The organism is Rhizobium sp. FG113 (assembly GCF_057809895.1).
Window position 1 is genome coordinate 24200 of record NZ_JBMDKV010000025.1, and the last position, 24362, is coordinate 48561.

21 protein-coding genes are annotated in these 24362 nt (G+C 62.8%); 16 read left to right on the forward strand and 5 right to left on the reverse strand.

Annotated elements, in window-relative coordinates; all coding sequences use genetic code 11:
• Positions 1-57 precede the first annotated feature (57 nt).
• From ACODTZ_RS32400 to ACODTZ_RS32450, 11 genes are all read left to right on the forward strand, one after another.
• Positions 58-1323 (forward strand): pilus assembly protein TadG-related protein, encoded by a 1266-nt coding sequence (locus tag ACODTZ_RS32400; RefSeq protein WP_047509597.1) that lies wholly within the window; start codon positions 58-60, stop codon positions 1321-1323.
• A 273-nt stretch (positions 1324-1596) separates the two neighbouring features.
• Positions 1597-4059 carry a glycogen/starch/alpha-glucan phosphorylase gene (locus tag ACODTZ_RS32405; protein ID WP_489030961.1) on the forward strand — a complete coding sequence of 821 codons (2463 nt, stop codon included), beginning with the start codon at positions 1597-1599 and terminating at the stop codon, positions 4057-4059.
• On the forward strand, positions 4056-6263 hold the full coding sequence (glgB, locus tag ACODTZ_RS32410) for a 1,4-alpha-glucan branching protein GlgB (RefSeq protein ID WP_489030963.1): 2208 nt from the start codon (positions 4056-4058) through the stop codon (positions 6261-6263). Before ACODTZ_RS32405 ends, glgB begins: the two co-directional genes overlap by 4 nt.
• A 19-nt stretch (positions 6264-6282) precedes the next feature.
• Positions 6283-7545, forward strand: coding sequence for a glucose-1-phosphate adenylyltransferase (gene glgC / locus ACODTZ_RS32415; RefSeq protein ID WP_018899809.1), 1263 nt, complete (start codon positions 6283-6285; stop codon positions 7543-7545).
• Between the two features lie 3 nt (positions 7546-7548).
• Positions 7549-8991, forward strand: coding sequence for a glycogen synthase GlgA (gene glgA, locus ACODTZ_RS32420; RefSeq protein ID WP_047509604.1), 1443 nt, complete (start codon positions 7549-7551; stop codon positions 8989-8991).
• Between the two features lie 6 nt (positions 8992-8997).
• A complete protein-coding gene (locus tag ACODTZ_RS32425; RefSeq protein WP_111563428.1) occupies positions 8998-10629 on the forward strand; it encodes an alpha-D-glucose phosphate-specific phosphoglucomutase in 1632 nt (543 codons plus the stop codon).
• 539 nt (positions 10630-11168) lie between these two features.
• A complete protein-coding gene (glgX, locus tag ACODTZ_RS32430; RefSeq protein ID WP_489030965.1) occupies positions 11169-13124 on the forward strand; it encodes a glycogen debranching protein GlgX in 1956 nt (651 codons plus the stop codon).
• A gap of 89 nt (positions 13125-13213) precedes the next feature.
• Positions 13214-13699: a MaoC family dehydratase gene (locus ACODTZ_RS32435; RefSeq protein ID WP_111563430.1), complete on the forward strand. Its 486-nt coding sequence runs from the start codon at positions 13214-13216 to the stop codon at positions 13697-13699.
• Between the two features lie 32 nt (positions 13700-13731).
• Entirely contained in the window at positions 13732-13965 is a 234-nt protein-coding gene (locus tag ACODTZ_RS32440) for a hypothetical protein (RefSeq protein ID WP_113197877.1), read from the forward strand.
• Positions 13962-14087: a hypothetical protein gene (locus ACODTZ_RS32445; RefSeq protein WP_281393578.1), complete on the forward strand. Its 126-nt coding sequence runs from the start codon at positions 13962-13964 to the stop codon at positions 14085-14087. The genes ACODTZ_RS32440 and ACODTZ_RS32445 overlap by 4 nt, the downstream gene beginning before the upstream one ends.
• A 264-nt stretch (positions 14088-14351) precedes the next feature.
• Positions 14352-14777 carry a type II toxin-antitoxin system VapC family toxin gene (locus ACODTZ_RS32450; protein WP_489030968.1) on the forward strand — a complete coding sequence of 142 codons (426 nt, stop codon included), beginning with the start codon at positions 14352-14354 and terminating at the stop codon, positions 14775-14777.
• Positions 14778-14888: 111 nt separating this feature from the next.
• On the opposite strand, the gene ACODTZ_RS32455 is transcribed toward ACODTZ_RS32450, so the two are convergent.
• Genes ACODTZ_RS32455 through ACODTZ_RS32470 form a run of 4 tightly spaced genes read right to left on the reverse strand, consistent with a single transcriptional unit; the run spans position 14889 to position 20027 of the window.
• Positions 14889-15437: a sarcosine oxidase subunit gamma gene (locus tag ACODTZ_RS32455; protein WP_489030970.1), complete on the reverse strand. Its 549-nt coding sequence runs from the start codon at positions 15435-15437 to the stop codon at positions 14889-14891.
• The gene (locus ACODTZ_RS32460) at positions 15430-18423 is read right to left on the reverse strand and encodes a sarcosine oxidase subunit alpha (protein ID WP_489030972.1); all 2994 of its coding nucleotides are present in this window, start codon (positions 18421-18423) and stop codon (positions 15430-15432) included. Before ACODTZ_RS32460 ends, ACODTZ_RS32455 begins: the two co-directional genes overlap by 8 nt.
• Positions 18420-18761 (reverse strand): sarcosine oxidase subunit delta, encoded by a 342-nt coding sequence (locus ACODTZ_RS32465; protein ID WP_016557053.1) that lies wholly within the window; start codon positions 18759-18761, stop codon positions 18420-18422. The genes ACODTZ_RS32460 and ACODTZ_RS32465 overlap by 4 nt, the downstream gene beginning before the upstream one ends.
• A gap of 12 nt (positions 18762-18773) precedes the next feature.
• On the reverse strand, positions 18774-20027 hold the full coding sequence (locus ACODTZ_RS32470; protein ID WP_016557052.1) for a sarcosine oxidase subunit beta family protein: 1254 nt from the start codon (positions 20025-20027) through the stop codon (positions 18774-18776).
• A gap of 268 nt (positions 20028-20295) precedes the next feature.
• Between ACODTZ_RS32470 and ACODTZ_RS32475 the strand changes: the two genes are divergently transcribed.
• From ACODTZ_RS32475 to ACODTZ_RS32490, 4 genes are all read left to right on the forward strand, one after another.
• Positions 20296-20697, forward strand: a complete 402-nt coding sequence (locus ACODTZ_RS32475; RefSeq protein ID WP_489030975.1) for a DUF930 domain-containing protein — start codon at positions 20296-20298, stop codon at positions 20695-20697.
• Positions 20698-21024: 327 nt separating this feature from the next.
• Positions 21025-21405: a pentapeptide repeat-containing protein gene (locus ACODTZ_RS32480; RefSeq protein ID WP_489030977.1), complete on the forward strand. Its 381-nt coding sequence runs from the start codon at positions 21025-21027 to the stop codon at positions 21403-21405.
• Between the two features lie 374 nt (positions 21406-21779).
• Positions 21780-22046 (forward strand): DUF2277 domain-containing protein, encoded by a 267-nt coding sequence (locus ACODTZ_RS32485; RefSeq protein ID WP_047509622.1) that lies wholly within the window; start codon positions 21780-21782, stop codon positions 22044-22046.
• A gap of 14 nt (positions 22047-22060) precedes the next feature.
• A complete protein-coding gene (locus tag ACODTZ_RS32490) occupies positions 22061-22498 on the forward strand; it encodes a VOC family protein (protein WP_111563435.1) in 438 nt (145 codons plus the stop codon).
• A gap of 57 nt (positions 22499-22555) precedes the next feature.
• On the opposite strand, the gene ACODTZ_RS32495 is transcribed toward ACODTZ_RS32490, so the two are convergent.
• Entirely contained in the window at positions 22556-23479 is a 924-nt protein-coding gene (locus ACODTZ_RS32495) for a LysR family transcriptional regulator (RefSeq protein WP_489030980.1), read from the reverse strand.
• Between the two features lie 121 nt (positions 23480-23600).
• Here ACODTZ_RS32495 and ACODTZ_RS32500 point away from each other — a divergent pair, with 121 nt between their 5' ends.
• A complete protein-coding gene (locus ACODTZ_RS32500) occupies positions 23601-24341 on the forward strand; it encodes an SDR family oxidoreductase (protein WP_489030982.1) in 741 nt (246 codons plus the stop codon).
• Positions 24342-24362 lie beyond the last annotated feature (21 nt).

The following is a 24362-nucleotide window of genomic DNA, read 5'->3' on the forward strand; positions in this document are numbered from 1 at the left end:
CAACATGTTGGGCGCATCACTGCCACATTCTTAAAAGCAACTATTCGGGTGAGCATGATGAACACCTTACTATTTATGATGAATGGCATTTCCCGGCTGATATCCAATCGGGACGGAAATTTCGCGATCACGACGGCGTTCGTTATCCCGGTCCTGTTCGGCGCGGGAAGCCTCGCTGTCGATGTAGCCAGTGCGGCCATGTCGAAGCGGCAATTGCAGGAAGCGGCCGATTCCGCCGCGCTCGCCACGGCATCGGCGCTGGCCGACGGCAAGATCGATACCTCAGGGGCTGCCGCCTTCGCCAAGGATTTCATCGCCGGCCAGATGGCGAACTATCTTTCCGACACCACGGAGCTGAAGGACGCCACGACCGCCACGGCGACGAAGTCGACCTCGGGCGCCGCGACCAGCTACAGCGTCAGCATTTCGTCGAACTACACGATGCAGTTCAGCGGCCTAGCCCAGGTCGCGGGTTTCAAGACAACGAAGATCGGGGTATCGAGCCAGACGGCCGGCGGCTATTCCGAGACGCAGGGCTCCGTCTCCATGTTCCTCGCGCTGGATAAGTCCGGCTCGATGGACTACGCGACATCGACGGTCAACGCCGAGCAGTCGACCAAGACCACTCAATATACATACACCGAAACATATACCTATGAGTGTGGCACCCAAAGGAGGCCGAAAACCTGCACGGGAACACGACAGGCCACCGGCACGAAAACGGAAACAAACTACTACTCGAAGATCGAAGCGCTCAAGCTTGCCGTTGCCAGCTTGATGGGGCAGCTGAACACCGCCGATCCATCACACATCTATGCCCGCACGGGCGCGGTGTCCTATGACATCAATACCTATGCGGAAAGCAAGCTTGCCTGGGGCACAGCCGCCGCAAAAGACTACGTCGACGCGCTTGAAGCCGACGGGGGCACCAACTCGAGCGGCGCCGTCAATGTCGCCTTCACATCGCTAACGGCCAAGAACGCGGCCGGCAACGACAACGAAGACGCAACGCACATGGCGAAGACGAAACAGCTGCCGAAGAAATACATCGTCTTCATGACCGATGGCGACAACAACAACGACAAGTGGGGCGGCCGTTCATACGACACGAACACCAAGAAGACCTGCGATGACGCCAAGGCCAAGAGCATCGAGATCTACACCGTCGCCTTCATGGCCCCCACGACCGGCCAGGCCCTGCTGAAATATTGCGCGACCGACGCCTCGCATTACTTCCAGGCCGAAAGCATGGCCGACCTCCTGGCCGCCTTCAAGAAGATCGGCGCCAAGGCCGCCAACCAGACCACGCGCCTGATCAACTGATCGCCCCATCCCACAAAACAAAAAAGCCGCTCCGGAACAAACCGGAGCGGCTTTTCGTTGTTGTGTAATCCGGTCTATCAAAATCAGAAAGCCGATAAAAATCAAGTTCTTTCCGTCGTCCACGGGTGCCCCGCGTCAATTTTTCCGTTTGCCGGTTTTCCCTTGTTGCAAGTGCGTAGTAACGGTGCATAAACTGCATCGCTAGTGCGTGAGTAAATCGATTGAAGTACGTATAACCTACTGAAACCAAAACAGAATTGGCGAGCCCTGACGATGACCACCGTTTCGAAGCCCACCATCCCCTCTCCCGCACCGCGCAGTTCCAAGCCGGAAATTCTCGCAGAAGAAATCATCGAGCGCCTGACCTATCGCATCGGCAAGGATGCCAAGGTCGCCAAGCCGCATGACTGGCTGACGGCAACCATCCTCGTCATCCGCGACCGCATCATCGACAAGTGGATGGAGAGCACCCGCAAGGTCTACGCCACGGGCGCCAAGCGCGTTTACTATCTATCTCTCGAATTCCTCATCGGCCGCCTGATGCGCGATGCCGTGTCCAACCTCGGCCTGATGGAAGAGGTACGTGACGCGCTCGCTTCGCTCGGCGTCGATGTGTCAGTCATCGCTGGCCTTGAGCCGGACGCAGCGCTCGGCAATGGCGGTCTCGGCCGTCTCGCCGCCTGCTTCATGGAGAGCATGGCGACCGTCGACGTGCCCGCCTATGGCTACGGCATCCGCTATGTCCACGGCCTGTTCCGCCAGCAGATGGCCGATGGCTGGCAGGTCGAGCTGCCGGAAAGCTGGCTCGCCCACGGCAACCCGTGGGAATTCGAACGCCGCGAAAGCGCCTATGAAATCGGCTTCGGCGGCTCGGTCGATGTCGCCAACGGCGCCGATGGCGAACCACGCTATGTCTGGAAGCCCGCCGAGCGCGTCATCGCCGCCGCCTTCGACACGCCCGTCGTCGGCTGGCGCGGCAAGCGCGTCAACACGCTGCGCCTCTGGTCGGCCCAGCCGATCGACCCGATCCTGCTCGATGCCTTCAACGCCGGCGACCATATCGGCGCGCTGCGCGAGAGCAACAAGGCTGAAAGCCTGACCCGCGTTCTCTACCCGGCCGACGCGACGCCTGCCGGTCAGGAGCTGCGCCTGCGCCAGGAATTCTTCTTCTCGTCCGCCTCGCTGCAGGACATCCTGCGCCGCCATCTGCAGCAGTACGACGATTTCACCTCGCTGCCCGACAAGGTGGCGATCCAGCTGAACGACACCCATCCGGCCGTCTCCATCGCCGAACTGATGCGCCTGCTCTGCGACGTGCACGGGCTGGAGTTCGATCAGGCTTGGGACATCACCCGCGGCACCATCGCCTACACCAACCACACGCTTCTGCCCGAGGCGCTGGAAAGCTGGCCGGTGCCGTTGTTCGAGCGTCTCCTGCCGCGCCACATGCAAATCATCTACGCGATCAACGCCAAGGTTCTGCTCGAGGCCCGCAAGACCAAGAACTTCTCCGACACCGAGATCCGCTCGATCTCGCTGATCGAGGAAGGCGGCAGCCGCCGGGTGCGCATGGGCAACCTCGCCTTTGTCGGCTCGCATTCGATCAACGGCGTCTCGGCGCTCCACACCGACCTGATGAAGGTCACCGTCTTCGCCGACCTGCACAAGCTCTATCCCGACCGCATCAACAACAAGACCAACGGCATCACCCCGCGCCGCTGGCTGCAGCAGTGCAATCCGGGTCTGACGGGCCTGATCCGCGAGGCGATCGGCGACGATTTCCTCGACGACGCCGAAAAGCTGCGCGCGCTGGACAAGTTCGCCACCGACAGCGCCTTCCAGGAGAAGTTCGCGGCAGTCAAGCGCAACAACAAGGTGGCGCTCGCCAATCTGGTTGCATCGCGCATGGGCGTGAAGATCGATCCGTCGGCGATGTTCGACATCCAGATCAAGCGCATTCATGAATACAAGCGCCAGCTCCTGAATGTCATCGAGGCGGTCGCGCTCTACGACCAGATCCGCTCGCGTCCCGAGCTCGACTGGGTGCCGCGCGTAAAGCTCTTCGCCGGCAAGGCGGCGCCGAGCTATCACAACGCCAAGCTGATCATCAAGCTGATCAACGACGTTGCCCGCACCATCAACAACGACCCGGCCGTGCGCGGCCTGCTCAAGGTCGTCTTCGTGCCGAACTACAACGTCTCTCTGGCCGAAGTCATGGTTCCGGCCGCCGATCTCTCCGAGCAGATCTCGACCGCCGGCATGGAAGCGTCGGGCACCGGCAACATGAAGTTCGGCCTCAACGGCGCGCTCACCATCGGCACGCTCGATGGCGCCAATGTCGAAATGCGCGACAATGTCGGCGAGGACAACATCAAGATCTTCGGCCTGCGCGCCGATGAGGTCGCCAACCTGCGCACCGACGGCCACAACCCGCGTGCCATCATCGAAGGCTCGCACGAGCTGGCTCAAGCGCTCTCGGCCATCGGCTCCGGCGTCTTCTCGCCGGATGATCGCAACCGCTATTCCGAGCTGATCGAGGGCATCTATTCGCACGATTGGTTCATGGTCGCCGCCGACTTCGATGCCTACGCCCAGGCCCAGCGCGAAGTCGACGAACTCTGGAACGACAAGGCCGCCTGGAGCGAAAAGACCATCCGCAACACCGCCCGCATGGGCTGGTTCTCGTCGGACCGCACGATCCGGCAGTATGCCAAGGAAATCTGGAGAGCCGGATGAAAACGCCGAAGGCGACCCCCGAAGACAAGCGTCCCTGGGAAATTTCGGCAGATGAAATAGCGGCAATCCTTGCTGGCGCGCATTCCAATCCGTTTGCCGTTCTGGGCGTCCACAAATCGGGCAGCGTTTACGTTGCCCGATGCTTCATTCCCGGCGCCGAAGAGGTCACCGCGATGTCGCTCGACGGCACCGCGATCGGCGATCTGGCGCTCCAGCATCCCGATGGCTTCTTCGCCGGCACCATCTCGGTCAACAAGCAGGTGCCGGTGCGCTATCGCGCCCGCCGTGGCGACGCCGAATGGGCCGTCACCGACCCCTACAGCTTCGGCCCCGTTCTCGGACCGATGGACGATTACTACGCCCGAGAAGGCTCGGATCTGCGCCTCTTCGACAAGATGGGCGCGCACTGGATCAAGCACGAGGGCGCGCAGGGCATCCACTTCGCCGTCTGGGCGCCGAACGCGCAGCGCGTCTCCGTCGTCGGCGATTTCAACAATTGGGATGGCCGCCGCCATGTCATGCGTTTGCGCGCCGGCGCCGGCATCTGGGAAATCTTCGCCCCCGATGTGCCGACAGGCGTCGCCTACAAGTTCGAGATCCGTGGCCAGGACGGCGTGCTCTTGCCGCTCAAGGCAGACCCCTTCGCCCGCCGCAGCGAGCTGCGCCCGAAGAACGCCTCGGTGACCACGCCTGAGCTGTTGCAGGAGTGGGAGGACGAAGCCCACCTCAAGCACTGGAGCGAGATCGACAAGCGCCGTCAGCCGATCTCCATCTACGAGGTGCATGCCGGCTCCTGGCAGCGCCGCGACGATGGCACGTTCCTCTCCTGGGACGAGCTCGCCGCCCGCCTGATCCCCTACTGCGTCGACATGGGCTTCACCCATATCGAGTTCCTGCCGATCACCGAGCACCCCTATGATCCGTCCTGGGGTTACCAGACGACGGGCCTCTATGCCCCCACCGCCCGCTTCGGCGAGCCGGAGGGCTTCGCCCGCTTCGTCAACGGCGCCCACAAGGTCGGCATCGGCGTCATCCTCGACTGGGTGCCGGCGCATTTCCCGACCGACGCGCATGGCCTCGGCTGGTTCGACGGCACCGCACTTTACGAGCACGAGGACCCGCGCAAGGGCTTCCACCCCGACTGGAACACGGCGATCTACAATTTCGGCCGCACCGAGGTCGTGTCCTATCTCGTCAACAACGCGCTCTACTGGTCCGAGAAGTTCCATCTCGACGGCCTGCGCGTCGATGCCGTCGCCTCGATGCTCTACCTCGATTACTCCCGCAAGCACGGCGAGTGGATCCCCAACGAATATGGCGGCAACGAAAATCTCGAGGCCGTCCGCTTCCTGCAGAACATGAACACCCGCATCTACGCCGAACACCCCGGCGTCATGACCATCGCCGAGGAATCGACGTCATGGCCCAAGGTATCGCAGCCGGTGCATGAAGGCGGCCTCGGCTTCGGCTTCAAGTGGAACATGGGCTTCATGCACGACACGCTGAGCTACATGAGCCGCGAGCCTATCCATCGCAAGCACCACCACAACGAACTGACCTTCGGCCTGCTCTACGCCTACTCGGAGAACTTCGTACTGCCGCTCTCCCACGATGAAGTGGTGCACGGCAAGGGCTCGCTGATCGCCAAGATGCCCGGCGACGACTGGCAGAAGTTCGCCAACCTGCGCGCCTATTACGCGCTGATGTGGGGCTACCCTGGCAAGAAGCTTCTCTTCATGGGCCAGGAATTCGCCCAGTGGAGCGAATGGAACGAGGCCGGCTCGCTCGACTGGAACCTGCTTCAGTACCGCATGCACGAGGGCATGCGCCGCCTGGTGCGCGACCTCAACTTCACCTACCGCAGCAAGCCGGCCCTGCACGCCCGCGACTGCGAGGGCGAAGGCTTCGAATGGCTGGTTGCCGACGACCACGAGAACTCGGTCTTCGCCTGGCTGCGCAAGTCGCCAGGTGAAAAGCCGGTCGCCGTCATCTGCAACATGACGCCTGTATACCGCGAGAACTACGCCGTCAGGCTGCCCACCGAAGGCCGCTGGCGCGAAATCCTGAATACCGATGCCGACATCTATGGCGGCAGCGGCAAAGGCAATGGCGGTCGTGTCCAGGCGGTCAACGCCGGCGGCACCGTCGTTGCATCACTGACCTTGCCGCCGCTGGCGGTTATCATGCTTGAACCTGAGACTTGAGACTGGTGGGAGGAAGACAATGGTAGAAAAACGCATTCAGCCACTTGCCCGCGATGCAATGGCCTATGTTCTCGCCGGCGGCCGGGGGAGCCGTCTGAAGGAACTCACCGACCGACGCGCCAAGCCCGCGGTCTATTTCGGCGGCAAGTCGCGCATCATCGATTTCGCGCTGTCCAACGCGCTGAACTCGGGTATCCGCCGCATCGGCGTCGCCACGCAATACAAGGCGCACTCGCTGATCCGCCACATGCAGCGCGGCTGGAACTTCTTCCGCCCCGAGCGCAACGAGAGCTTCGACATCCTGCCGGCCTCCCAGCGCGTCTCCGAGACGCAGTGGTATGAAGGCACCGCCGACGCGGTCTATCAGAACATCGACATCATCCAGGACTACGGCGTCGAATACATGGTCATCCTCGCCGGCGACCATGTCTACAAGATGGACTACGAATACATGCTGCAGCAGCATGTCGACAGTGGCGCCGACGTCACCATCGGCTGCCTGGAAGTGCCACGCATGGAAGCCGTGGGCTTCGGCGTCGTGCATGTCGATGAGACCGACCGCATCATCGATTTCGTCGAAAAGCCCGCCGATCCGCCGGCCATCCCCGGCAAGCCGGACAGCGCCTTCGCGTCGATGGGCATCTACGTATTCCGCACCAAGTTCCTGATCGAGGAACTGCGCCGCGACGCCGCCGATCCGAATTCCAGCCGCGACTTCGGCAAGGACATCATCCCCTATATCGTCAAGAACGGAAAAGCCGTCGCCCACCGCTTCGCCAATTCCTGCGTGCGCTCCGATTTCGAGCGCGAGCCCTACTGGCGCGACGTCGGAACCATCGATGCCTACTGGCAGGCCAATATTGACCTGACAGCGATCGTTCCCGAACTCGACATCTACGACAAGTCCTGGCCGATCTGGACCTATGCCGAGATTTCGCCGCCAGCGAAGTTCGTCCACGACGACGAGAACCGCCGCGGCTCGGCGACCTCCTCGGTAATCGCCGGCGATTGCATCATCTCCGGTGCCACGCTCAACAACAGCCTGCTCTTCACCGGTGTGCGCGCCAACTCCTACTCGAAGCTTGAGGGCGCCGTCGTGCTCCCGAGCGTAAAGATCGGCCGCCACGCGCAGCTGACGAATGTCGTGATCGACCATGGCGTCGTCATTCCGGAAGGTCTTGTTGTCGGCGACGACCCGGTTCTCGACGCCAAGCGTTTCCGCCGCTCCGAGGGCGGGATCTGCCTCATCACGCAGCCGATGATCGACAAGCTGGATATGTAAGCGATGAAAGTTCTTTCGGTTTCGTCCGAAGTCTTCCCATTGATAAAGACAGGGGGCCTGGCCGATGTGGCCGGCGCCCTGCCGATCGCGCTGAAGCGCTTCGGCATCGAAACCAAGACGCTGATGCCCGGCTACCCCGCGGTGATGAAGGTCATTCGCGACCCGGTCGTCCGCATGCGTTTCGACGATCTCTTGGGCGAACCCGCAACGGTGCTGGAGGTCAATCACGAGGGGCTCGATATCCTCGTCCTCGACGCGCCAGCCTATTACGACCGCTCCGGCGGCCCCTATCTGGACGCGACAGGCAAGGACTACCACGACAACTGGCGCCGCTTTGCCGCACTCTCGCTTGCCGGCGCCGAAATCGCCGCCGGCCTGATGCCCGGCTGGCGCCCCGACGTCGTCCATGCGCATGATTGGCAGGCGGCGATGACGCCCGTCTACATGCGCTTCTATCCGACGCCCGAGCTCCCCAGCATCCTCACCATCCACAACATCGCCTTTCAGGGCCAGTTCAGCGCCGAGATCTTCTCCGGCCTGCGCCTTCCCCCGCAGGCCTTCTCGGTGGAAGCGCTGGAATATTACGGCAATATCGGCTTCCTCAAGGGTGGCCTGAAGACCGCGCACGCGATCACCACCGTCAGCCCGTCCTATGCCGGCGAAATCCTGACCTCCGAATTCGGCATGGGCCTTGAGGGCGTCATCGCCAGCCGCATCGAGGCGCTGCATGGCATCGTCAACGGCATCGACCACGAGGTCTGGGACCCCGCCACCGACGCCGTGCTGCAAACGCATTACACCGGCGCGACGTTGAAGAACCGCGCCGCCAACCGCGCCGCCGTACAGGAATTCTTCGGCCTGCACGACGACAACGCGCCGATCTTCTGCATCATCAGCCGCCTCACCTGGCAAAAGGGCATGGACCTGATCGCCGCCTGCGCCGATGAGATCGTCGCCATGGGCGGCAAGCTTGCCATTCTGGGCTCCGGCGATCCGGCGCTCGAGGGCTCGCTGCTCGCCGCCTCCGCCCGCCATCCCGGCCGCATCGGCGTCTCGATCGGCTATAACGAGCCGATGTCGCACCTGATGCAGGCCGGCTCCGACGCCATCATCATCCCCTCGCGCTTCGAGCCCTGCGGCCTGACACAGCTCTATGGCCTGCGCTATGGTTGCGTGCCGATCGTCGCCCACACGGGCGGCCTTGCCGATACCGTCATCGATGCCAATCACGCCGCACTTGCAGCCAAAGTGGCAACCGGGATACAATTCTCTCCGGTGACCGCTTCCGGTCTGTTGCAGGCAATCCGCCGTGCGCTACATCTCTATACCGATCAAAAGGTCTGGACCCAATTGCAAAAGCAGGGCATGAAATCGGATGTTTCGTGGGAGAAAAGCGCCGAGCGCTATGCTGCCCTCTATTCAAGCCTCGCCCCGAAAGGCAAGTGACAGAAAATGAACAAGTCCGTATCCACCACCCCCTATCAGGATCAGAAGCCCGGCACGTCGGGACTGCGTAAAAAGGTCCCGGTATTCCAGCAGCCGAACTACGCGGAAAACTTCATCCAGTCGATTTTCGATTCGCTGGAAGGATTTCAGGGCAAGACCCTCGTCATCGGCGGCGACGGACGCTACTACAACAAGGAAGTCATTCAGAAGGCGATCAAGATGGCCGCCGCCAATGGCTTCGGCAAAGTCATCGTCGGCAAGGGCGGCATTCTCTCGACGCCGGCTGCCTCGCACGTGATCCGCAAGTACAAGGCCTTCGGCGGCATCATTCTCTCCGCCAGCCATAATCCCGGCGGCCCGACCGAAGACTTCGGCATCAAGTACAACATCAGCAATGGCGGCCCGGCGCCGGAGAAGATCACCGACGCGATCTATGCGCGCACCAAGGTGATCGACACCTACAAGATCGCCGACTTCCCCGACGTCAATCTCGACCGCATCGGCAAAGACGAGCTGCCCGGCGGCATGCTGCTTTCGGTGCTGGACTCGGTCGAGGACTACACGGCGCTGATGGAAGAGCTGTTCGACTTCGGCGCCATCCGCAACCTGATCAGCCTCGGCTTCCGCATCGCCTTCGATGCGATGAGCGCCGTCACCGGCCCATACGCCAAGGAAATCTTCGAAAACCGCCTCGGCGCCCCGTCCGGCTCGGTCCGCAACTTCATGCCGCTACCCGATTTCGGCGGCCACCATCCGGACCCGAACCCCGTTCACTGCAAGGAACTCTACGACGAGATGATGGGCGACGACGCCCCTGATTTCGGCGCGGCATCCGACGGCGACGGCGACCGCAACCTGATCATCGGCCGCGGCATCTTCGTGACGCCTTCGGACAGCCTGGCGATCATCGCCGCCAACGCCAATCTCGCCCCCGGCTATTCCGGCGGCCTGACAGGCATCGCCCGCTCCATGCCGACCTCGGGTGCGGCCGACCGCGTCGCCGAAAAGCGTGGGATCGGCATGTACGAAACGCCGACCGGCTGGAAGTTCTTCGGCAACCTGCTCGACGCCAACATGGCGACGATCTGTGGCGAGGAAAGCGCCGGCACCGGCTCCAACCACGTGCGCGAAAAGGACGGCCTCTGGGCGGTCCTGATGTGGCTGAACATTCTGGCCGTGCGCGGCGAGAGCGTTCAGGACATCGTCACCCAGCACTGGCAGACCTACGGCCGCAACTACTATTCGCGCCACGACTATGAAGGCGTCGACACCGAAGCCGCCAACGGCCTAGTGGACAATCTGCGCGCCCAGCTATCCAGCCTGCCCGGCAAGACTTTCGGCCCGCTGAAGGTCGAAAAGGCCGACGATTTCGCCTATCACGATCCGGTCGACAAGTCGGTGAGCGAGCATCAGGGCATCCGCATCATGTTCGAAGGCGGCTCCCGCGTGGTCTTTCGCCTGTCGGGCACCGGCACCTCGGGCGCCACGCTGCGCGTCTACATCGAGCGCTACGAGCCCGATTCCAGCCGCCACAACATCGAGACCCAGGAAGCGCTGGCCGACCTCATCGCCGCCGCCGAAACCATCGCCGACATCAAGTCCCGCACCGGCCGCGACGCCCCTTCGGTGATTACCTGAGATAGTCTCTACATGCCCGATCGGGAGCAGCGGATGCCTCTACCCCCCTCTGCCCTGCCGGGCATCTCCCCCACAAGGGGGGAGATCGGCTGGAAGCACCGATCGGTATCCTTCCTCGAACTTAGCGTTTCCGCCAAGCCCACGTTGCGGGCTGGGCGAGCGCTAGCCGCTTGCGATCTCCCCACCTGTGGGGGAGATGCCCGGCAGGGCAGAGGGGGGTAACACCGCATGCCGACCCCTCTATTTGCCCAAAACCACGGCGCAACCCTAGCTGCTAACTTCCACCTCTTGCCTCCTACCGTGCAGCCCCCTCATCCGGCTGCCGCCACCTTCTCCCCGTTGGGGAGAAGAGACCCGGAGCGGGCCGCTCGCTTCACCTTCCCTTCTCCCCAACGGGGGTCCGAAGGACGGGTCGAGACCAGTGGCTCGACCCCGGTCGGTGGCCCGAAGGGTCGGATGAGGGGGCCACACCGCACCACATCAACCCTATTAAACCCATCCACATCACCCGCATTCCCGGAACAAGGACCTAGCACCCCATGCCCTTCGCTTCCGGCGTAACCCTCACCGCCACAGGCGCAACCTTCGTCGTCCGCTCAAGCGAGGCCACGCAACTCCACCTCTGCCTCTTCGACCAGACCGGCCGCGAAACAGACCGCCTGCCGATGGCCCGAGGCGAAGACGACCTCCACCATCTCTTCGTCGAGGGTATCGCCCCCGGCACCCGCTACGGCTACCGCGCCGAAGGCACCTACGCCCCCGACGACGGCCTCTGGTTCGACCCCGCCAAACTCCTGGTCGACCCCTGCGCTAGAGAAATCGACCGCCCCTTCCGCTACGATCCGCTGCTCTCGAAATTCGGCGCCGACACGCAACACCTCGTGCCCCGCGCGATCGTCACCCGCGACGTCGCCGTCAACCCCGCGGCTCCAGTCTTCCGCCCCGGCGGATTCATCTACGAAGTCGCGGTCCGCCCCTTCACCATGCTGCACCCGGATGTGCCGGAAGCACAGCGCGGCACCATCGCGGCCCTCGCCCACCCCTCGATCATCGCCCACCTCAAGCGCATCGGCGTCGACGCGATCGAGCTCATGCCGATTACCGCCTGGATCGACGAGCGCCACCTTCCCCCGCTCGGCCTGACCAACGGCTGGGGCTACAACCCCGTCGCCTTCATGGCGCTCGACCCGCGCCTCGCCCCCGGCGGCATGACAGAGCTGCGCGACACCGTCGCCAAGCTCCACGCTGAAGGCATCGGCGTCATCCTTGACCTGGTCTTCAACCACACCGGCGAAAGCGACCGCTTCGGCCCGACGCTCTCCATGCGCGGCCTCGACAACCGCTCCATGTTACGCCACGTCCCCGGCCAACCCGGGACTCTCGTCAACGACACCGGCACCGGCAACACGGTGGCCTGCGACCATCCCTATGTCCGCCAGTTGATCGTCGACACACTCCGCCATTTCGTGGCTAACGCCGGCATCGACGGCTTCCGCTTCGATCTCGCGCCGATCATCGGCCGCACCGCTTCAGGCTTCGAAGCGCACGGCGAAACGCTGAAGGCGATGCTGGACGACGAGGTTCTGCGCGACCGCATCATGATCGCCGAACCCTGGGACATCGGCCCCGGCGGCTATCAACTCGGCAACTTCCCCGCCCCCTTCCTCGAATGGAACGACCGCGCCCGCGACGACCTCCGATGCTACTGGCGCGGCGACCACTACAAAACCGGCGCGCTGGCCTCGGCACTATCAGGCTCTTCCGACATCTTCGCCCGCGATGGCGCCACCGCCACCCGCAGCGTCAACTTCCTCGCGGCCCATGACGGCTTCACGCTGCACGACCTCGTCTCCTACGCCGGCAAGCACAACGAGGCCAACGGCGAGGACAATCGCGACGGCCACAACGAGAACCACTCCTGGAACAACGGCGCTGAGGGCGAGACCGACGACCCCGTAATCATCGCGCGCCGCCGCGCCGACCTGAAGGCCCTCATCTCCACGCTCTTTGCGACGCGCGGCACCGTGATGCTGACGGCAGGCGACGAAGGCGGCCGCAGCCAGCGCGGCAACAACAACGCCTATTGCCAGGACAACGCCATCACCTGGGTCGACTGGGCAGCACTCGACGAAGATCTGATCGCCCACACCGCCTTCGTCTCGGGCCTACGCAAGCGCTTCAGCGTCTTCTCGCAGTTCTCCTTCTTCAAGGGCAACGGCGACGTCACCTGGATCGCACCCTCGGGCCAACAGATGGCCGTGTCGGATTGGGAAACGCCTGATTTCGCCACCCTCGGCATGATCCTTGAAACCGACGACGCAAACACCGGCAAACAGATCAGGCTGGCGGTGCTTTTCAACCGCGCCCAATCCGAACAGACGTTTTCGCTGCCCGCCGATGCGACATGGCGCCGGGTTGACCAGGATGAAGGCTCCGCGCCGCAAACACAGGCACGCGTCCCGGCACGATCGGTTTCTTTCTTCCTGGGAAATTGACGCGCCCGTAAGTTGCATTAATATCCTTATCGTAATCGTCACGAACCCATTGTAAGTCTTTTCGAAGCAGCTTTTTTCAAGAGGAATTGATGGTCAAGGAAATCTCGCTCGCTGATGTCCGCGGGCTGGTCGGCACGGAAACCGGCCTTTCGGACTGGATCGTCGTCGATCAGACGATGATCAATGCCTTCGCCGACGCCACCCACGATCATCAGTTCATCCATGTCGATCCGGTCCGCGCCGCCGACAGCCCCTTCGGCGGCACGATCGCCCATGGTTTCCTGACGCTCTCGCTGCTGTCCGCGATGAACTACAACTGCCTGCCCAAGGTGCGCGAGCAGACGATGGGCATCAATTACGGCTTCGACACCGTCCGCTTCGTAGCCCCCGTCAAATCCGGCGCCCGCATCCGCGGCCGCTTCATCCTCGCCGAAGCCCGCTTCCGCGGCGGCGGCATGCTGATGACCACCTACGACGTCACCATCGAGATCGAAAACGAACGCAAGCCGGCGCTGACGGCACGCTGGACGACCATCATCCAGTTCGACCCGAAGGATCGGCCGGAGGACCACTAGGCGGGGCCAGATATAGCGCGCGGAGGGCGGCGATGAGCTTGGTTGAAAATGAACAGATCAAGCTCCTGGCCAACGCCTTGGACCGGGCATCCACCGCCTGCTTCACGGTCGGCATCGTCACCCCGATCGCCGGCGTGCTTTATGGCATCGGCAATTTCATTCAAACACCCAGCCTGTGGCTCGTCTGCTATCTTGCAGGTTGGCTTTTGATTGCTGCGATATTACATTCTCTGGCGAGACGAACGCTGAAGGGATTGAAGCCATGAACACTGGCGCCTTGCTGTTCATATCATTCGGCCTGCCGGCTATTATCGGCATCCTCGCCTATGCCGCTGTTCTTTGGCACGAGCGCGAGTGGCGCAAGCATCGCGATCAGCCGGGCGAGTAGATCACCCCTAGCGAGCGCGCAATAAAAACACACCCAAAAGTTGGCGTCGCTTTCATAACGCGGATCGACTATACTGAGCACATGGCAAAATCCTCGGCACAATCGGCTGTTATCGTTCGCGACGCAAAGACCGGGAAAACCGTCACTGTGCGTGGTGCCGGCGCTTTGAAGGATAGCGACCTGAAGATTCGCAAGGACGTCGATCTGACCAAGCCGATCTCATCGCAAGCCTTGAAAGATCGGCGAAAGTAGAGGCCAACAATATTGCCGGGAGTTCTGCTCGACACGCACGCGCTCTACTGGCTGGTCAGCGGAACTCACCCACTCTCCGATGAAGCTCTCGTCGCGATTGGCAAGGGCCAGGAGGCTCGCAGCCTCTACGTCTCGCCGATCACGGCGTGGGAGCTCTCGCTTGCAGTGCGAAAGCCGAACAATGCGCCTGACATAGGCGGCGCCGGCATTGCCAACTGGTTTCGAGACGCCGTGCGTGAAACCGCCGCAAGGGTGGTTTCAATCAACCAGAAAATTGCGATAGAGGCGGCGGATGTGGTCATGACCACAGGACACAAGGACCCCGGCGATTGCTATCTGATAGCAACGGCGCGGGTGAGAAGGATGCCAATCGTCTCACGCGACAAGGTGATGCTAGCGATGGCATCGACTGGCTACGTCGACGTTATAAATTGCTGATGCGGCTGGCGTCGCCTGTCGGTACTCAGGGCTTTGGGCAGAACCAAAACCAAATCGGGGACGGCGCGCTGGCACCGTCCCCGATCTTCATAAACGCAATCGAGCGGGTGCCTAATGCCCAGCATCCTCGGCGCCCTCGGCGAGCAGGCCGAAGACGAAATCCGCGAAGGAGCGCCAGCATTCCACCCGGAACGTATCCTCCTCGGTGCGGAAGAGCACGATCTCGGCCTTGCCGAACAGCGTGCGCGAGCAGGCGCCGACGGGGAAGGCTTCGAGCGAGAGGTCCTGCGGGCAGCCCGTGGAGATCGTCGTTTCGGCGCCAGGGCCGGAGACGATGATCGCGACATTGCGGTGCGAGACGTCGGTCGCCGAATGCACGACGCCCACGTCCTTCAGCGCGCCCATCATGTCGGCGCCGCTCTCGTCGATGACCAACCATTCGTCAGGCCCGAGCCAGAGTGCTGCGCGGCCGCCCTTGCGGCCAGAGGTCTTCGGCGCGTCGGGAATGGTGACGCCGAGCGCCGACGAGAGAGCCGAAAGCGCTTCCGCCGGAGCGCGCAGCGCGACGCGCGTGGCGTGAGGTGCTGCCGTCAGCCGTACGCTGGCGGAGCCGCCCTGCTTGCCCGTGAGAACGGATGTGCGAACTGCCGTATCAGCCATTGATGCGGCCTCCTTCCTTGTCAAAGAACACCATATCCGTCACCTCGACCGCGATCGTCTTGTCGGGCATCGGCACGTAGAGCGTCTCGCCCATGCGCTTGCGGCCACCGGCGACCAGCGCGAACGCGATCGACTTTCCGAGGTTTTCCGACCAGTAGGAGGACGTGACGTGACCCAGCATCGTCATCGGCTTCGGCTCGTTGGGGTTGGCGACGACCTGCGCGCCCTCTTCGAGCACCAGCGTCGGATCCTTGGTGACGAGGCCGACCAGCTGCTTGCGGCCTTCCTTGACGAGATCCGGCCGCTTCAGGCCGCGAATGCCGACGAAGTCGGTCTTCTTCTTCGACACAGCCCAGTTGAGGCCGGCATCATCAGGGGTCACGGTACCATCCGTGTCCTGGCCGACGATGATATAGCCCTTCTCGGCGCGAAGAACGTGCATCGTCTCGGTGCCGTAGACGCAGGCGCCGAGCGGCTCGGCATTGGCCCAGACGGCTTCGAGAACCGACTGGCCGTAATCGGCAGGCACGTTGATTTCAAAGCCGGTTTCGCCGGTGAACGACACGCGGAAGAGACGGGCCGGAACGCCCATGACCGTGCACTCGGCAACGCTCATATGCGGGAAGGCTTCGTTGGAGATATCGACGCCTTCGACCAGCGGCGCGATGATCTCGCGCGCCTTCGGACCCTGCACGGCGATGACCGCCCACTGCTCGGTCACAGACGTCAGCCACACCTTCAGATGCGGGAACTCGGTCTGCAGATAGTCTTCCATGTGGTTCAACACGCGCGGCGCGCCGCCCGTCGTCGTCGTCACGTGGAAGCGATCGTCGGCCAGACGCCCGACGACACCGTCGTCATAAACGAAGCCGTCGTCGCGGGTCATGATGCCGTAGCGGCACTTGCCCGGCTTCAGCGTGTCCCAGGCGTTGGTGTACATCAGGTTCATGAACTCGGCGGCGTCAGGCCCGACGACCTCGATCTTGCCGAGCGTCGAGGCATCGAACACGCCGGCCACATCGCGCGCCGTCTTGCATTCGCGCGCGACCGCCTGGTGCATGGTTTCGCCGGCGCGCGGATAGAACCACGCGCGCTTCCAGTTGCCGACATCCTCGAACACCGCGCCCTGGGCTTCTTCCCACTGGTGCAGCGGCGTCTTGCGCGTCGGGTCGAACAGCTCGCCACGCGAATGCGCGATCAGCGTGCCGTAGGTCACCGGCGTGTAGGGCGCGCGGAAGGTGGTGAGGCCGACCTGCGGGATCTCCTTGCCCAGCATCTCGGCGGCGATCGCCAGGCCGTGCATGTTGGAGAGCTTGCCCTGGTCGGACGCCATGCCGTTCGTCGTGAAGCGCTTGATGTGCTCGATCGAGTGCATCCCTTCGCGCACGGCAAGGCGGATATCCTTGGCGCAGACGTCGTGCTGGAAATCGATGAAGGCCTTGGCGCTGGTCTCGGGGCCCGCCCCTTCGGCCGCACCGATCATCCCACCGGTCCACTGATGCGCCTGCTCGGCCGAGATGCTGATCTTGCCAGCAGACGCCTTGCCGGCAGCCTGCGCCATCAGCTCGCCGGCTGCCAGCGATTCCTCGATCGTGCGCTGCAGGTCGTCGGTGCCGTTGCAGGCGCCGACGGAGAGGCAATCCTGGGCATAGGTGCCGGGCAGGAAGCGCTGCGTCTCCGGCTCGAACTTCACCTTGCCACGCGACTGCGAGAACAGGTGCACGGATGGCGTCCAGCCGGCCGAAACCAGCAGAGCATCGACCACGATCTTGCGCGGCGAGCCGCCGCCGTTGCGGGCAACCGTCATCGACGAGACGCGCAGCTTGCCGGAGGTGTTGACGACCGACTGGCCAGCGAGAACATCGATGCCGAGCGAGCGGGCCTCGGCCAGAACCGCGGCACCCGGCGTCTGCCGGCAATCGACGATCGCCGCGATCTCGACGCCGGCGCGCTTCAGGTCGAAGGCCGCCTCATAGGCCGAGTCATGCGCCGTATAGACGCCGACCTTCTGGCCGACGGCAACGCCGTACTGGTTGAGATACATGCGCGCGGCCGATGCCAGCATGATGCCCGGACGGTCGTTGTTCGGGAACACCATGTGGCGCTCGATGGCGCCGTTGGCGAGGATGACGCGCTTGGCGCGCAGCTGCCACAGACGCTCGCGCGGCAGGTGGCGGCTCGGGTTGGCGACATGGTCGGTCACGCGCTCGGCGAGGCCGACGAAATTGTGGTTGTAATAGCCGAAAGCCGTGGTGCGGGTCAGAACCTGCACATTGTCCATCGCCTTCAGAGCCGCAACCGTCTTCTGTGCCCACTCGTAGCCGGAAAGGCCGTCGATCGTCACACCGCTATCGTAGCGTAGCGCCCCGCCGACATCGGCCTGTTCGTCGCAGAGGATGACCTTGGCGCCGGTCTGCGCCGCAGCCAGTGCAGCCGAAAGACCGGCCACGCCGGCGCCGACGACGAGCACGTCGCAATGCGCGTAACGGCCGGCATAGTGATCGGGATCGGCTTCCTTCGGCGCAACGCCGAGGCCGGCCGCGCGGCGGATGATCGGCTCGTAGAGGCTCTTCCAGGCGGCCTTCGGCCACATGAAGGTCTTGTAGTAGAAGCCGGCCGCGAAGAACGGCGAAAGCAGGTTGTTGATGCCGCCGATATCGAAGGAAAGCGACGGGAAGCGGTTCTGCGATTCGACGATCATGCCGTCGAACACTTCCTGCACCGTGGCGCGCACGTTCGGCTGCTTGCGGGCGGCGTCGCGCGACACGTCGATCAGCGCGTTCGGCTCCTCAGCTCCTGCAGACAGAATCCCGCGCGGGCGGTGATACTTGAACGAGCGACCGACCAGATGGATGTTGTTGGCAATCAGCGCCGAGGCGACGGTGTCGCCCTCGAGCGCCGTATAGGTCTTGCCGTCGAAGGTGAAGCGCGCGGTCTTGGCGGGCGTCAGGCGGCCCTTGCCTGATATACGGTTCGCAGCGCTCATTTCGCTTCTCCTTCGAGCTGCTCATAGGTCTCGACGGGAGCATGGGGCGCAGCCGCAGCACCGATATCGGGCTTCGGCTCGCCGGCCTTGTACGTCATGATGAACTTGTCGCTGATCGTGTCGCGCGCCGCATTGAAGAAGCGGCCGCATCCGTGCTGGTGGCGCCAGCGCTCGAAGATCAGCCCCTTCGGGTTGTCGCGCAGGAAGAAGAACTCCTCGAACTGTTCATCGGAGATCTCGGCGATGTTGGTCGGGCGGGCGATATGCGCATCGCCGGCGCCGCGGAATTCGAGCTCGGAGCGCTCTTCCTGACAGTATGGGCAATAGATAAGAAGCATGATGTCCTCGTGTCAGTGCGCGACGGCTGCGGCGGCGGCTTCGTCGATCAGACGGCCGGTGCGGAAGCGGTCCAGCGTCAGGCCGGCATTGAACTTGTGCGCCTCGTCGCGGGCAATGAGGTGCGCGAAGAGATTGGCCGAGCCCGGCGTCGCCTTGAAGCCGCCGGTGCCCCAGCCGCAATTGACGTAGAGCCCCGGAACCGGCGTCTTCGACTGGATGGCCGAGCGATCCGGCGTGTTGTCGACGATACCGCCCCACTGGCGCATCATCTTGACGCGGCGGAACATCGGGAAGAGCTCGCAGATGGCATCGAGCGTATGCGTGATGATCTGCAGGCCGCCGGTCTGGCTGTAGGAATTGTACTGGTCGGTGCCGGCGCCGATGACGAGCTCGCCCTTGTCGGACTGCGAGATATAGGCATGCACCGTGTTGGACATGACCACGCAGGGGAAGATCGGCTTCAAGGGTTCCGATACCAGCGCCTGCAGCGGGCTCGATTGCAGCGGCACGCGCACATCGGCCATCTTCATGACCGTGGTCGTGTGGCCGGCGGCCGAAACGCCGACCTTCTTGGCGCCGATGAAGCCGCGCGATGTCTCGACACCGGTGACGCGACCGTCAGGGCCGCGGCGGATGCCGGTCACTTCGCAATTCTGGATGATGTGGACGCCGCGATCGGACGCAGCACGCGCATAGCCCCAGGCAACCGCATCGTGGCGCGCCGTGCCGCCGCGACGCTGCAGGGCCGCACCGTTGATCGGATAGCGGGCGCTGGCAGAGATATCGAGCGGCGGACAATAAGCCTTGGCCTGCTCCGGCGTCAGCCATTCATTGTCGATGCCGTAGAGACGGTTGGCATGGATATGACGCTTGAAGGACTGCTGGTCATGCACATTGTGCGACAGCATCATCACGCCGCGCGGAGAGTACATGACATTGTAGTTGAGATCCTGCGAGAGGTTCTCCCAGAGCTTCATCGAATGCTCGTAGATGTGCATGCTCTCTTCATAGAGATAGTTCGAGCGGATGATGGTCGTGTTACGGCCGGTATTGCCGCCGCCGAGCCAGCCTTTTTCGAGCACCGCGACATTGGTGATGCCGTGCTCCTTGGCCAGATAATAGGCCGCGCCCAGGCCATGTCCGCCGCCACCGATGATGATGACGTCGTATTCGGCGCGCGGCTCCGGCGAAGTCCATTGCTTGTCCCAGCCCTTGTGCCCCCTGAGAGCCTCACGTGCCACGGCAAAAACCGAATATCTGCGCATCCGCCTTGATCTCCTTGCGGGGAAAATCCCCTGTCGTCGGCCATACAAATCGCAAATCCAAATGCGGCACAACGTTTCTTTTGCGACGCCGGAAGGCTTTTGTTTTGACACGGTGAAAGATTGCGCCGGATGCGGCGGAAGTGAGGCTGCGACATTTCCGCCGGCCGCGCGAAATGGCCTACACGAAATCGCCGGAGGAAATCCCAATGTCGTGATCACGTCCCGCCCGACCTTGATCGGCTTTGAAAGCGCGTGCTAGTCGCCCCGCATGGCAAAGCTACTACCCCCGATGGGCCTCGCCCTATTCAAGCCGGCCCTCGCCCTTTTCACGATCTGCGCCCTCTCGACCAACGCGCTGGCGCTCGACAGCAGAACGATCTCCCAGATCAAGAAGCTCATGCCGGTCGATCAACTCGACCAGCGTTGCGACATCGAGGCGATGGATCGTCTTCAGGCCGACAAGGTCATTTCCTACACCTTCTCGCACCCCAAGCGCACGGCGGTGCATGTCGATGCGGATGGCGCGGTATTTCGGCGCAACGGCAACTGGTACCGCCTCTCCTACGCCTGCACGACCAGCCCCGACCACCTCTCGATCGTCGCCTTCACCTTCAAGCGCGGCACAATCATCGCCCACAAGGACTGGACACGGTACTACCTCTATCCGTAAGCGGCGGCTTTACCCACAGCTGGGCTGCAGCGCCAATCGCGGCTCCGGAGCGCTTCCAGCAGGCGCAAATCCGACCTTGCTGCCTCGGTTGGGAGCACGAGTACGGCCGGGGTCGATGATGCCAAATCAGCCGAGATATCTAAGGCCTGCATAAGGCGGGGCGCCGATCGGTCTGCGCTGGTTTCGGTTATTGCGGCTATCGAGAAATCGTCGACTTTACAGGTTGCAAAATGCAGGAAAACAAGTTTTGCTTTCATAAGAAGTTTGCGACATCACCATGTGAGTTATTCGCTCTATCGCGATCACAATCGACTGGAGGAAACGACGATGAACGATCGGCGAGAAAACAGCCCGTTTGATGGCCCTCAAATGCAGGGAGCGCGTTACCAGCATGCCGATATGTCAGGCGCCAGCTTCGATGGCGTAAATCTCGCAGACGCTCGATTTTACGCCGTTCTGACGAACGCGAAGTTCATCGACACCAATTTGTGCCAAGCGGATTTTGACGATGTGAACCTGGCAGGAGCGCGCTTCGATAACGTCAATCTGTCTGGAGCCGCTGTCACGAATGCAAACCTATCACGATTGACCATAAGCGACGTCACATTGGCACATTCAGACATAAGAGATGCCGATTTGACCGGAATGCGGATTAACGGAATTCTCGTCACCGATCTATTCGAGGCCTATGAAAAGGCGAGAAGTTGAGGTTCGATCATAGCTCCCGAATGTTTGAAAGGGTGGCTCCTGTGTGGTCGGCAAGATAGTCGTTCCACCAAACAAGGTCAGCGCCCGGAGCCCCCTGATCCCCGGTGCAGCAAGCTGCACCTGACCTGCCGGCATCTTCTCCCCGCTGGGGAGAAGGGAAAAGCGGCACCCTCTGAGCCATCTTCCCCAGGTGCAAACGTCCATTTCAGGTCGCAAGCGGATAAGACACTTGCGTCTTCCTCAGCAAGACTGCCGTGTCCTTCCGAACACCGACATCGGCCACTCCATCAGTTGCAATCACCGCCCCCTCGCCTAGCTTTCCCTGTAGATCACGCCCCACAACCGTGCGGCATGACGAGAAAGGGAGGCAAGGCATGTGCCGGAACATCAAACCCCTGTTCAATTTCGACCCGCCGGCAACGGACGCGGAAATCCATGATGCGGCGCTCCAGTTCGTGCGCAAGCTGAGCGGCACCAACAAGCCGTCGAAACGCAACGAGGAAGCCTTCGAGGCCGCCGTTTCGTCGATCGCCGCCTGCGCCCGCGAACTGCTGGACACGCTGGAGACCTCGCAGCCGCCGCGTGATCGCGAGGAGGTGGCCGCCAAGGCGCGGGCGAAATCGGCACTCCGGTTCGCGTGAAGGAGGCACGACGCATGGCGGTCAAGCGTATGGACAATGTCGGCATCGTCGTCGACGACCTCGACGAGACGATCGATTTCTTCCGCGAACTCGGCCTCGAACTCGAGGGCCGCACCATGGTCGAAGGAGAGTGGGCCGGGCGCATCACCGGGCTCGGCGATCAGCAAGTCGAGATCGCCATGATGCGCACGCCGGATGGCCACAGCCGCCTCGAACTCTCCCGCTTCATCTCGCCCGAAATCATCGCCGATCACCGCGACGCCCCCGTCAACGCGCTCGGCTATCTCCGCGTCATGTTCGCCGTTGAAGACATCGACGACACGCTCGAACGGCTCGGCAAACGCGGCGCCCGGCTCGAAGGCGAGCTGGTGCAATACAAGGATGCCTATCGGCTCTGCTACATCAGGGGTCCGGGCGGGCTTTTGATCGGCCTTGCGCAGGAACTGGACTGAGGGCATCGATATCGGCGAAGAGCCGTCGCCACACCGCCTCAAGCCGGCCGCTCCCCCTCACTCTCCCGGCATCCACCGCACCTCCGAAACCTCGCGCGCCACATCCGCAATCAGCGAGCGCAGCCAGCGATGGGCGGGGTCGTTGCGGTGGCGGACGTGCCAGGCGAGATCGACTGGGAAGCTGCCGAGATCGACGGGCGCCGGCACGATCTTCAGCCTGGGGTCGGCGGCCAGGTGCCGGCAGATCAGCCGCGGCAGTGTCGCGCAATAATCGGTGACCGCGATCATCTCCGGCACGGCGAGGAAATGCGTCACCGACACCGCCACCTCGCGCCGTAGCCCCCGCTGCTCCAGCGCCTGGAACAGCCCGACGCGCAAGCGGCCATGGGGCACGACGTTCACATGCCGCATCCGCTCGTACTGCTCCTTCGACAGGCTGCCCGAAATCTCTGGATGATCGGCCCTGATCACGCAGGCGAGCCCCTCGTCCATCAGATGCTGCACCACCAGATTGTCCGGCGGCTCGACGATGCGGCCGAGCACCATCGCCGTCGTGCCAGACATGACGCCGGTCTCGATCAGGTCGTTGCCATAGGGCGTCAGCCGAAGCCTGATCCCCGGCGCCGTCTCGCGCAACCTCGCGACGATGGCAGGCATCAGCACATATTCGACATAGCTGTTGGGCGCGATGGTGAAGGATAGATCGGCCTCTGCGGGATCGAACTCCTGTTGCCCCAGCACTGCCCCGTCGATCGCCGCCAGCGCGGTGGCGATGACAGGCGCCAGCTCCAGCGCCATCTGCGTCGGCTGCATGCCATAGCGCTCGCGCACGAACAGCGGATCGCGCATGACGACGCGCAGCCGAGACAGCGCATTGGAGAGCGCCGGCTGGGTAATGCCCAGGCGGTCGGCGGCGCGCGTGACATTGCGCTCTTCCATCAGGGTCACGAAGACAGGCAGCAGATTGAGGTCGTATCGCATACAGTTATAATGCCGCATGAATATCTAGGATCAAACAAATAAATTTCTGAAATACCGCTGCTGAGCGCATGATCCCGTCATCGAAGGCCAGCAGAGTTCAGGCCAAACAAGGAGAACGATCATGAGTGAGAACATCAAGGGTAAAGTCGTACTCATCACCGGTGGCAGCACCGGCCTCGGCGCTGAAACCGCGCGCCATCTGGGAGCAAACGGCGCCCGGGTCGCGATCGCCGCCCGCCGCAAGGACAAGCTGGATGACGTCGTCGCCGAAATCACCAAGGCCGGCGGCGAGGCCCGCGCCTACCAGCTTGACGTCGTCGACAAGAACCAGGTCAAGCAGGTCACCGACGCCGTGATCGCCGATTTCGGCACGCTGGATGTGCTGATCAACAATGCCGGCATCATGCCGATCCGTCCGATGGCCGAGGTCAACACCGAGGAATGGGACGCGATGATCGACGTCAACATCAAGGGCACGCTCTATGGCATCGCCGCCGCCCTACCCTTTTTCCTGGAAAAGAGCCGCGGCCACATCATCAACCTGAGCTCGGTTGCCGGCATCAAGGTCTTCGCGCCGGGCGGTACCGTCTATTCCGGCACCAAGTTCGCCGTCCGCGCCATCTCCGACGGCCTGCGCCAGGAAGTCGGCTCCAAGGTTCGCGTCACCTCGATCGAGCCCGGCGCCGTCGACAGCGAGCTCAAGCATAACACCACGGGCACCGCGCAATCGACCGTGCTCGATTTCTACAAGATCGCCATTCCGGCAAGCGCGGTGGCCCGCGCCATCGCCTATGCCATCGCCCAGCCCGACGATGTCGATATCAACGAGATCGTCCTGCGCCCGACCGCCCAGGAATTCTGATCGATATCGATGTTATGATGC

What these genes read in the sequence shown, in the direction of transcription:
- ACODTZ_RS32400 (WP_047509597.1), top strand. Translation starts at nt 58, where the DNA reads ATGAACACCTTACTATTTATGATGAATGGCATTTCCCGGCTGATATCC.
- ACODTZ_RS32405 (WP_489030961.1), top strand. Translation starts at nt 1,597, where the DNA reads ATGACCACCGTTTCGAAGCCCACCATCCCCTCTCCCGCACCGCGCAGT.
- glgB (WP_489030963.1), top strand. Translation starts at nt 4,056, where the DNA reads ATGAAAACGCCGAAGGCGACCCCCGAAGACAAGCGTCCCTGGGAAATT.
- glgC (WP_018899809.1), top strand. Translation starts at nt 6,283, where the DNA reads ATGGTAGAAAAACGCATTCAGCCACTTGCCCGCGATGCAATGGCCTAT.
- glgA (WP_047509604.1), top strand. Translation starts at nt 7,549, where the DNA reads ATGAAAGTTCTTTCGGTTTCGTCCGAAGTCTTCCCATTGATAAAGACA.
- ACODTZ_RS32425 (WP_111563428.1), top strand. Translation starts at nt 8,998, where the DNA reads ATGAACAAGTCCGTATCCACCACCCCCTATCAGGATCAGAAGCCCGGC.
- glgX (WP_489030965.1), top strand. Translation starts at nt 11,169, where the DNA reads ATGCCCTTCGCTTCCGGCGTAACCCTCACCGCCACAGGCGCAACCTTC.
- ACODTZ_RS32435 (WP_111563430.1), top strand. Translation starts at nt 13,214, where the DNA reads ATGGTCAAGGAAATCTCGCTCGCTGATGTCCGCGGGCTGGTCGGCACG.
- ACODTZ_RS32440 (WP_113197877.1), top strand. Translation starts at nt 13,732, where the DNA reads ATGAGCTTGGTTGAAAATGAACAGATCAAGCTCCTGGCCAACGCCTTG.
- ACODTZ_RS32445 (WP_281393578.1), top strand. Translation starts at nt 13,962, where the DNA reads ATGAACACTGGCGCCTTGCTGTTCATATCATTCGGCCTGCCGGCTATT.
- ACODTZ_RS32455 (WP_489030970.1), bottom strand. Translation starts at nt 15,437, where the DNA reads ATGGCTGATACGGCAGTTCGCACATCCGTTCTCACGGGCAAGCAGGGC.
- ACODTZ_RS32460 (WP_489030972.1), bottom strand. Translation starts at nt 18,423, where the DNA reads ATGAGCGCTGCGAACCGTATATCAGGCAAGGGCCGCCTGACGCCCGCC.
- ACODTZ_RS32465 (WP_016557053.1), bottom strand. Translation starts at nt 18,761, where the DNA reads ATGCTTCTTATCTATTGCCCATACTGTCAGGAAGAGCGCTCCGAGCTC.
- ACODTZ_RS32470 (WP_016557052.1), bottom strand. Translation starts at nt 20,027, where the DNA reads ATGCGCAGATATTCGGTTTTTGCCGTGGCACGTGAGGCTCTCAGGGGG.
- ACODTZ_RS32475 (WP_489030975.1), top strand. Translation starts at nt 20,296, where the DNA reads ATGGCAAAGCTACTACCCCCGATGGGCCTCGCCCTATTCAAGCCGGCC.
- ACODTZ_RS32480 (WP_489030977.1), top strand. Translation starts at nt 21,025, where the DNA reads ATGAACGATCGGCGAGAAAACAGCCCGTTTGATGGCCCTCAAATGCAG.
- ACODTZ_RS32485 (WP_047509622.1), top strand. Translation starts at nt 21,780, where the DNA reads ATGTGCCGGAACATCAAACCCCTGTTCAATTTCGACCCGCCGGCAACG.
- ACODTZ_RS32490 (WP_111563435.1), top strand. Translation starts at nt 22,061, where the DNA reads ATGGCGGTCAAGCGTATGGACAATGTCGGCATCGTCGTCGACGACCTC.
- ACODTZ_RS32495 (WP_489030980.1), bottom strand. Translation starts at nt 23,479, where the DNA reads ATGCGATACGACCTCAATCTGCTGCCTGTCTTCGTGACCCTGATGGAA.
- ACODTZ_RS32500 (WP_489030982.1), top strand. Translation starts at nt 23,601, where the DNA reads ATGAGTGAGAACATCAAGGGTAAAGTCGTACTCATCACCGGTGGCAGC.